The sequence below is a fragment of the Acidovorax sp. LjRoot204 genome, from assembly GCF_056175785.1.
This window is the reverse complement of sequence record NZ_JBGFFF010000190.1, coordinates 1-7,058: the sequence shown is the minus strand read 5'-3', so window position 1 is coordinate 7,058 and position 7,058 is coordinate 1. Positions and strand designations below refer to the sequence as shown.

General features: G+C 67.7%; 7 protein-coding genes. 6 read left to right on the top strand and 1 reads right to left on the bottom strand.

What is annotated here, in order from left to right:
* The coding region (locus tag AC04MI_RS21945; RefSeq protein ID WP_476498695.1) for a ketopantoate reductase family protein at positions 1-765 on the bottom strand (765 nt) is incomplete at its 3' end.
* A gap of 343 nt (positions 766-1,108) precedes the next feature.
* Here AC04MI_RS21945 and AC04MI_RS21940 point away from each other — a divergent pair.
* The 6 genes from AC04MI_RS21940 to AC04MI_RS21915 form a co-directional block, all read left to right on the top strand.
* The gene (locus AC04MI_RS21940) at positions 1,109-1,642 is read left to right on the top strand and encodes a MarR family winged helix-turn-helix transcriptional regulator (protein WP_056745937.1); all 534 of its coding nucleotides are present in this window, start codon (positions 1,109-1,111) and stop codon (positions 1,640-1,642) included.
* Positions 1,643-1,676: 34 nt separating this feature from the next.
* On the top strand, positions 1,677-3,155 hold the full coding sequence (locus tag AC04MI_RS21935; RefSeq protein ID WP_436077439.1) for an efflux transporter outer membrane subunit: 1,479 nt from the start codon (positions 1,677-1,679) through the stop codon (positions 3,153-3,155).
* Positions 3,156-3,228: 73 nt separating this feature from the next.
* Positions 3,229-4,554 (top strand): EmrA/EmrK family multidrug efflux transporter periplasmic adaptor subunit, encoded by a 1,326-nt coding sequence (locus tag AC04MI_RS21930; RefSeq protein WP_476498694.1) that lies wholly within the window; start codon positions 3,229-3,231, stop codon positions 4,552-4,554.
* A gap of 16 nt (positions 4,555-4,570) precedes the next feature.
* Entirely contained in the window at positions 4,571-6,214 is a 1,644-nt protein-coding gene (locus AC04MI_RS21925; protein ID WP_476498693.1) for a DHA2 family efflux MFS transporter permease subunit, read from the top strand.
* Positions 6,215-6,444: 230 nt separating this feature from the next.
* Positions 6,445-6,603 carry a DUF3309 family protein gene (locus tag AC04MI_RS21920; protein WP_007856361.1) on the top strand — a complete coding sequence of 53 codons (159 nt, stop codon included), beginning with the start codon at positions 6,445-6,447 and terminating at the stop codon, positions 6,601-6,603.
* A gap of 261 nt (positions 6,604-6,864) precedes the next feature.
* Positions 6,865-7,058: hypothetical protein (locus tag AC04MI_RS21915; RefSeq protein WP_476498692.1), on the top strand; the 194-nt coding region annotated here is incomplete at its 3' end.

Sequence of the window (7,058 nt, the reverse complement as noted above, 5' to 3'; positions counted from 1 at the left end):
CGCCTGCACATCGCCCGGAATCGTCACTCCGTCAGCCGCCGCCACCGCCAGGCACTCGGCCAYGATGTCGGCAATCACCTGCGTCACGCCGGGCACCTGCACCAGCGGGCCGTAGGGCTGCTGCGACAGGGCCGACAGCGCGTTGTAGGCGCTGTTGAGCAGCAGCTTGGCCCAGAGCGCGCCACGCACATTGTCTGACACCTGGGTGGGAATGCCCGCCGCCGTGAGCTGGCGGGCCACCTCGTCGCTGCGTGGCGAAGGCGCAATCACCAGCTCGCCCCGGCCATGGTGCACCACATGCCCGGGGCCGCCCATGGCAGTGGCCACATAGACCACCGCGGCTGCCACGGGGGTGCTGGCGTCCAGCACGGCGCGCACGCGCTCGTCGTTGTCCACACCGTTCTGCAAGGTCAGCACCAGCGCGCCAGGGGCCAGGTGGGGACGAATCTGCTGCGCGGCGTCTTCCGAGTCGGACGACTTCACGCAGAACAGCACCACGTCCGCGCCGTGCACCGCGCTGGCCTCGGTGCTGGCCGCCAGGGGCACCTGCACATCCATCGCCGCCGTCTGCAGCCGCAGACCGTTGTCACGCACGGCCAGCACGTGGGCGGGCCGCCCGATGAGCGTGACGGCATGGCCCGCGCGGGCGAGCAAGGCACCAAAGTAGCAGCCCACCGCACCCGCGCCCATCACGGCAAAGCGCAGGGGCGGTGCAATGTCCAAGGCAGTGGGCAGGGAGGCAGATGAATCAGCAGCAGCGGTCATGGCGGTGTCCCGGTGGGCAAGGCACAGAAGGGTCGGTCACAAGGCGCCCCACTATATCGGCGGCAGCCTGCGCACCAAAAATCAAGGGTTTTTGGGCTGATGCGCTAGTCGAACATGCCTTATCAGCTATCAAATACGTAGCAAATTGACCTTCTGCAAGGCTGCTTGCGGGGGCGCACTCCCTCCACTCGCGCCATTTTCAGCACCGCGAACCCCCGTCCGTTACCTCCCGTTCGTGGGCTCCCGTTCGTGGRCTCCCACCCCGCTCAAAGGCCCCTCTCCTGTGTCAGGAATTTAATCAATGCAAAGACAATAATTGTCTAGTCAATTAAATTTCCCACCCATGTCAGCCCCTCCCGAACCCAGCCAAGCCCCCGCGTTCTATAACGCCGAGCACTACGACCCCAGCAAGCTGGTGCCCGAAAACAGCGTCGGCTACCTGATGCGCAAGGTGATGTCGTCCATCCGCACGCAGGCCGATGCCCAGCTGGCGTTGCACGAACTCACCTACGCCCAGTGGCTGCCACTGTTCAAGTTGTCGCTGTGCGAGACCGCCACCGTGGCCAGCCTGGCGCGTGACCTGGAGACCGACCCCGCCTCCATGACCCGGTCGCTCGACCGCATGGAAGCCAAGGGCTTGGTGGTGCGGGAGCGCTCCACCGTGGACCGCCGCGTCGTGCAGCTCAGGCTCACACCGGAAGGCCAGCGCATTGCAGCCCTGGTGCCCCCCGTGCTGGCCGACGTGCTCAACGGCCACCTCAGCGACTTCAGCCATGACGAGTGGCAGCTTTTGCTGTCCATGCTGCGCCGCATGCTGGCCAACGGCGAAGCGCTGCGCCAGCAGCCCCCCTCACCCACCGAACCCGCAGCCGGTTGACCCCGCCCTGTTGCCCTGCCCCCTGGAGATTTCCGTGACTGCCACTGCCCCCACCTCCCTGTCCACCCGCTCTGCCCTCGCCGCCCATCTGGCGGTATCGGCCGTTGCCCTGGCCGCCGCGCTGCTGCTGGTGGGCTGCGCCAACCCCGGCCCGGCCCACACACCGCTGGCGCAAGCCACCCCGGCCGCCGCTGGCCTGACCGCAACCACCACCGACGTGGTGGCCCCCAGCCAGTGGTGGAAAGCGCTGGGTGACGAGCAGCTCAACACCCTGATCGACACCGCCCTGCAAGGTAACCCCAGCCTGGCCGTGAGCCGTGCCCGCCTGGAGCAAGCCGTGGCCCTGAGCCAGGTGCGCGAGGCCGCCAACGGCCCCCAAGCCACCCTGGGCGTGGACGCTACCCGCCAGCGCTACACCGCCAACGGGCTGGTGCCCGCCCCGGTGGCAGGCAACACATACAACAGCGGCACCGTGCAGGCCACGCTGAGCTGGTCGCCCGACTTCTTTGGCCAGCACGCTGCCGAGCTGCAGGCCGCGCTGGGCCAGGCCCGCGCCGCCCAGGCCGATGCCGCCGCCGCCGCCAACACCCTGGCCGCCCAGGTGGGGCGCAGCTATGTGGCGCTGGCCCGGCTGGTGGCCCAGCGCGACGTCGCGACGCGCGCGCTGGAACAGCGCGAAGAACAGCGCAAGCTCACGCAAGAGCGCACCTCTGCAGGCCTGGACAGCCAGGTCGAGCTGACCCAGGCCCAGGCCGCTGTGCCCGACGCCCGCACACAAATCGAAGCGCTCGAAGAACAGATCACCCTGGCCCGCCGCCAGCTGGCCGTGCTGACCGGCCAGGCGCCCGATGCCCTGCCCCAGCTCACGCCCCGCCTCGCCGCACTGCAACCCACCGCCGTGCCCGAGGTGCTGGGCGCCGACCTGCTGGGCCGCCGCCCCGACGTGGTGGCCGCGCGCTGGCGCGTGGAGGCCGCGACTCAGGGTGTGAACAGCGCGCGCAGCGAGTTCTATCCCAACATCAACATCGGCGCGTTCATTGGCCTGAACTCGCTGGGGCTGGACCGCTTGTTCAACGGCAGCTCGCGCCAGATGGGCGTGACGCCCGCGCTACGCCTGCCCATTTTTGACGGGGGCCGCCTGCGCGCCCAGCTGGGCGGCCGCGCCGCCGAGCTGGACGTGGCCATCGCCCAGTACAACGGCGCCGTGCTCGATGCGGTGAAGGAAGCCGGCGACGCCGTGGCCTCCATCCAGTCGCTCACCCGCCAGCAGGCCTTGCAGGACGAGGCCGTGGCCAGCGCCGAAAAAGCCTACCGCTTTGCGCAGGAGCGCTACCGCGCGGGCCTGGGCAACTACCTGGTGGTGCTCTCCACCGAAAGCCAGGTGCTGGCCCAGCGCCGCCTGGCCGTGGACCTGCGTGCCCGCCAGCTCGACACCCGCCTGGTGCTGATGAAGGCCCTGGGTGGCGGCTGGGCCGATGACACAGCAGTGCTGCACACCGCCGCCGCGCACTGACCGGCCCACCACACCGCACCGCACCGCACTCATTCAAAAACACATAACAACACATTCCTGAAAGACCACAGCCATGACCGCCAACAGCGAACCCCTCACCGCCAACGAAGCCAACACCGCCCGCCGCCGCGGCCTCACCCTCATCGCCGCAGCCGTCGCGCTGGTGGCCATCGGCTGGGGTGGCTGGCACTGGGCCAATGGCCGCCATGTCGAGACCACCGACAACGCCTACGTGGCAGGCAACGTGGTGCAGATCACGCCGCAGATCGGCGGCACGGTGGTGTCCATCGGCGCTGACGACACCGACTATGTGAAGGCCGGCCAGTTGCTGGTCAAGCTCGACCCCGCTGACGCCCGCGTGGCGCTGGAGCAGGCCGAGGCCCAGCTCGCCCAGACGGTGCGCGAAGTGCGCACCCTGTATGCCAACAACTCCACGCTCAAGGCCCAGGTCAGCCTGCGCAGCGCCGACCTGGCCCGTGCCCAGGCCGATGCTGCCCGCGCCCAGGACGACGTGAACCGCCGCACCCCGCTGATGGCCAGCGGTGCCGTGGGCAAGGAAGAGTTCCAGCACGCCACCGCGCAGCTGGCCGCCGCCAAGAGCACCGTGGCCGCCGCCCAGTCGGCCGTGCTGGCCGCACAAGAACAACTGGCCGCCAGCCAGACACAGACAGAAGGCACCTCGGTCGAGCAGCACCCCAATGTGCAGCGCGCCTCGGCCCGCGTGCGCGAGGCCTACCTGGCCGTGCAGCGTGCCCAGCTGGTCGCCCCGCTGGACGGCCACGTGGCCAAGCGCGGCGTGYAAGTGGGCCAGCGTGTGCAGGCCGGCGCCCCGCTGATGACGCTGGTGCCGCTGAACGACCTGTGGGTGGACGCGAACTTCAAGGAAAGCCAGCTCAAGGCCCTGCGCATCGGCCAGACCGCCGAGCTGGAAGCCGACGTGTACGGCACCAAGGTCACGTACCACGGCACGGTGACCGGGCTGGGCGCAGGCACTGGCGCTGCCTTTGCGCTGCTGCCCGCACAGAACGCCACGGGCAACTGGATCAAGGTGGTGCAGCGCGTGCCAGTGCGCATYGCGCTCGACCCCAAGGAAGTGGCAGAGCACCCGCTGCGCGTGGGCCTGTCGATGGAAGTCAAGGTGGACACCGCCGACCAGAGCGGCAAGACGCTGGCCGACACCCAGCGCACCACGCCCGTGGCCGCCACCGCTGTGTTCGACGAGCAATTCAAGGCGGCCGACGACGAAGTGGCGCACATCATCGCCGCCAACCTGGGCCGCAATGGCAAGGCCGCCTTGGCCGTGGCGTCGCCCAAGGTGAGCAGCCAGCCCGCAGTGCAGGCGCAAAAGCATGCATCGGCCCCGGCGCAGCCCGCCGTGCAATCCCCGGTGGTGCAGTAAGCGGGGTTGACCGAGCATGACTGCCGCCAACCCCACTGCAGACACCGCAGGCCAGGCCCCCGCTCCGGCGGCGCCTACTGCGGTGTCGCCACCAGCAGCCCCACCCGGGCCACCTGCTGCCTATCCGCCGCTGCAGGGCACCGCCCTGCTGCTGGGCACACTGTCGCTGTCGCTGGCCACGTTCATGAACGTGCTGGACTCGTCCATCGCCAACGTTTCCATCCCGGCCATTGCCGGCGACCTGGGCGTGAGCCCCGGCCAGGGCACCTGGGTCATCACCAGCTTYGSKGTGGCCAAYGCGATCKCGGTGCCGCTCACCGGCTGGCTCACGCAGCGCTTTGGCGCGGTGCGGCTGTTCACCATGAGCGTGCTGCTGTTCGTGCTGACCTCCTGGCTGTGCGGCTTTGCGTCGTCGCTGGAGATGCTGGTCTTCTTCCGCGTGCTGCAGGGCCTGGTGGCCGGGCCGATGATTCCGCTGTCGCAAACGCTGCTGCTGGCGAGCTACCCGCGTGCCTTGGCCGGCACTGCCCTGGCCCTGTGGGGCGTGACCACGCTGGTCGCGCCGGTGGTGGGGCCGCTCCTGGGCGGCTGGATCACCGACAACATCTCCTGGCCGTGGATCTTCTACATCAACGTGCCCRTGGGCCTGCTGGCCGGGGTGCTGACCTGGGGCATCTACCGCAAGCGCGAGACCCCCATCCGCAAGCTGCCGATTGACACCGTGGGCCTCAGCCTGCTGGTGYTGTGGGTSGGCKCGMTGCAGCTCATGCTCGACAAGGGCAAGGAGCTSGACTGGTTYSMCTCGSSCGAGATCRTCACSATGGCCGTGRTCGCGGTGGTGGCGTTTGCTGTCTTCCTGRTGTGGGAGYTGACCGAMAAGCACCCGGTGGTSGACCTGWAGCTCTTCAAGSGCCGCAACTTCACCTTTGGTGCGCTGGCGCTGTCGGTGGCCTATGSSCTGTTCTTCGGCAACGTGGTGCTGCTGCCGCTGTGGCTGCAGCARTGGATGGGCTACACSGCCACCTCGGCCGGCATGGCGCTGGCGCCGGTGGGCGTGTTCGCCATCCTGCTCACGCCGCTGGTGGGCAAAAAGGTCGGCCAGTGGGACCCGCGCCGCATGGCCACGGGTGCGTTCATCGTGTTCAGCACGGTGCTGTGGATGCGTTCGCAGTTCACGGTGCAGACGGACTTCATCCACATCCTGATCCCCACGCTGTTGCAGGGCGCGGCCATGGCGTTCTTCTTCATCCCGCTGACCACGCTGACGCTGGCGGGTGTGTCGCCAGACCGCATCCCGGCGGCAGCAGGCTTGTCGAACTTTGTGCGCATCACCGCCGGTGCCATGGGTACATCGATTGCCACCACGCTGTGGGAGAGCCGCGCCGCCATGCACCACGCGCACCTGACCGAAGGGCTGGTGCAAGGCCAGGGGGTGTTCGCGCAGACGCTGGATGGCCTGGTGGCCTCGGGCCTCACGCAGATGCAGGCGCTGGCGCAGATCAACCGGCTGATCGACCAGCAGGCGTTCACCCGCGCGGCCAACGACATCTTTTTGGGCTCGGCCGGGTTGTTCCTGCTGCTGATCGGGCTGATCTGGCTGACTAAGCGCCCTGCGCGCAGCGGCGGTGCGGGCGCGGCAGACGCGGCGGGGGCCCACTGAGAGGCTTCGGCACAGGCTTGGAGAGAAAACAGCTGCAAGCGCTAGTCAAACATGCGCCTGCAGCTATCATTTTTGATATGAATCTGCGGGGTCTCGTCCGGGCACAACCCGCACATCCCACAGTGGGTGTCGGAAATCCCTGACCCAGTGGCGGGCGCGGCACCTGCGGGCAGTTCGCGGGGTGCACCCAACAATGCACTCACCGCTAACCACTCCAACAAGGAACTGCCATGTCACTCTCGCTGATTCTTCTGATCGTTCTGATCCTCATCCTGGTCGGCGCCCTGCCCACCTGGGGCCACAGCCGCTCATGGGGCTACGGACCCAGCGGCGGGATTGGCCTGGTGGTGCTGATCCTGGTGATTCTGCTGCTGATGGGCCGGATATGACCGGTAGCTGAACTTCCGGTGCAGGCCGCACAGCGCCTGCCGAGGGGAAGTTTTCAAATGCACACACAGGGCCCTTCCGAGGGCCCTTTGTCTTTGGCGCTTTGTAGAAGGGTGGCGCGGCATGGCGGCCACCCGGACTCGGCCAGAAACACGCAAATGATCAATTTGCAGCAAAAATACAATCAAATTGATAACATTGGCATTTTAATCATTTATTTGATATAAACGATAAATACAAAACATCGCCGCACCACCTCGACCATGCCCTCTTCCCCCTCCGACGTTGGCAACATGCGGCAGTTTCAGATCCGCCTGCTGCAGGGCGTCTTGCTGGCCAATGTGGCTTTTGAACTGCTATTGCTGGCAGCGGGYGCCGCCGGGCTGGTTACCACACCCGGGTCGTGGAACCTCACCCTGGGGGCTGGTACCGCGTTCATGGCGGCGCTGTGGTGGGC

Excerpts from the sequence above, each read along its gene's own strand:
- AC04MI_RS21940 (WP_056745937.1), top strand. The coding sequence starts at position 1,109 with ATGTCAGCCCCTCCCGAACCCAGCCAAGCCCCCGCGTTCTATAACGCC.
- AC04MI_RS21920 (WP_007856361.1), top strand. The coding sequence starts at position 6,445 with ATGTCACTCTCGCTGATTCTTCTGATCGTTCTGATCCTCATCCTGGTC.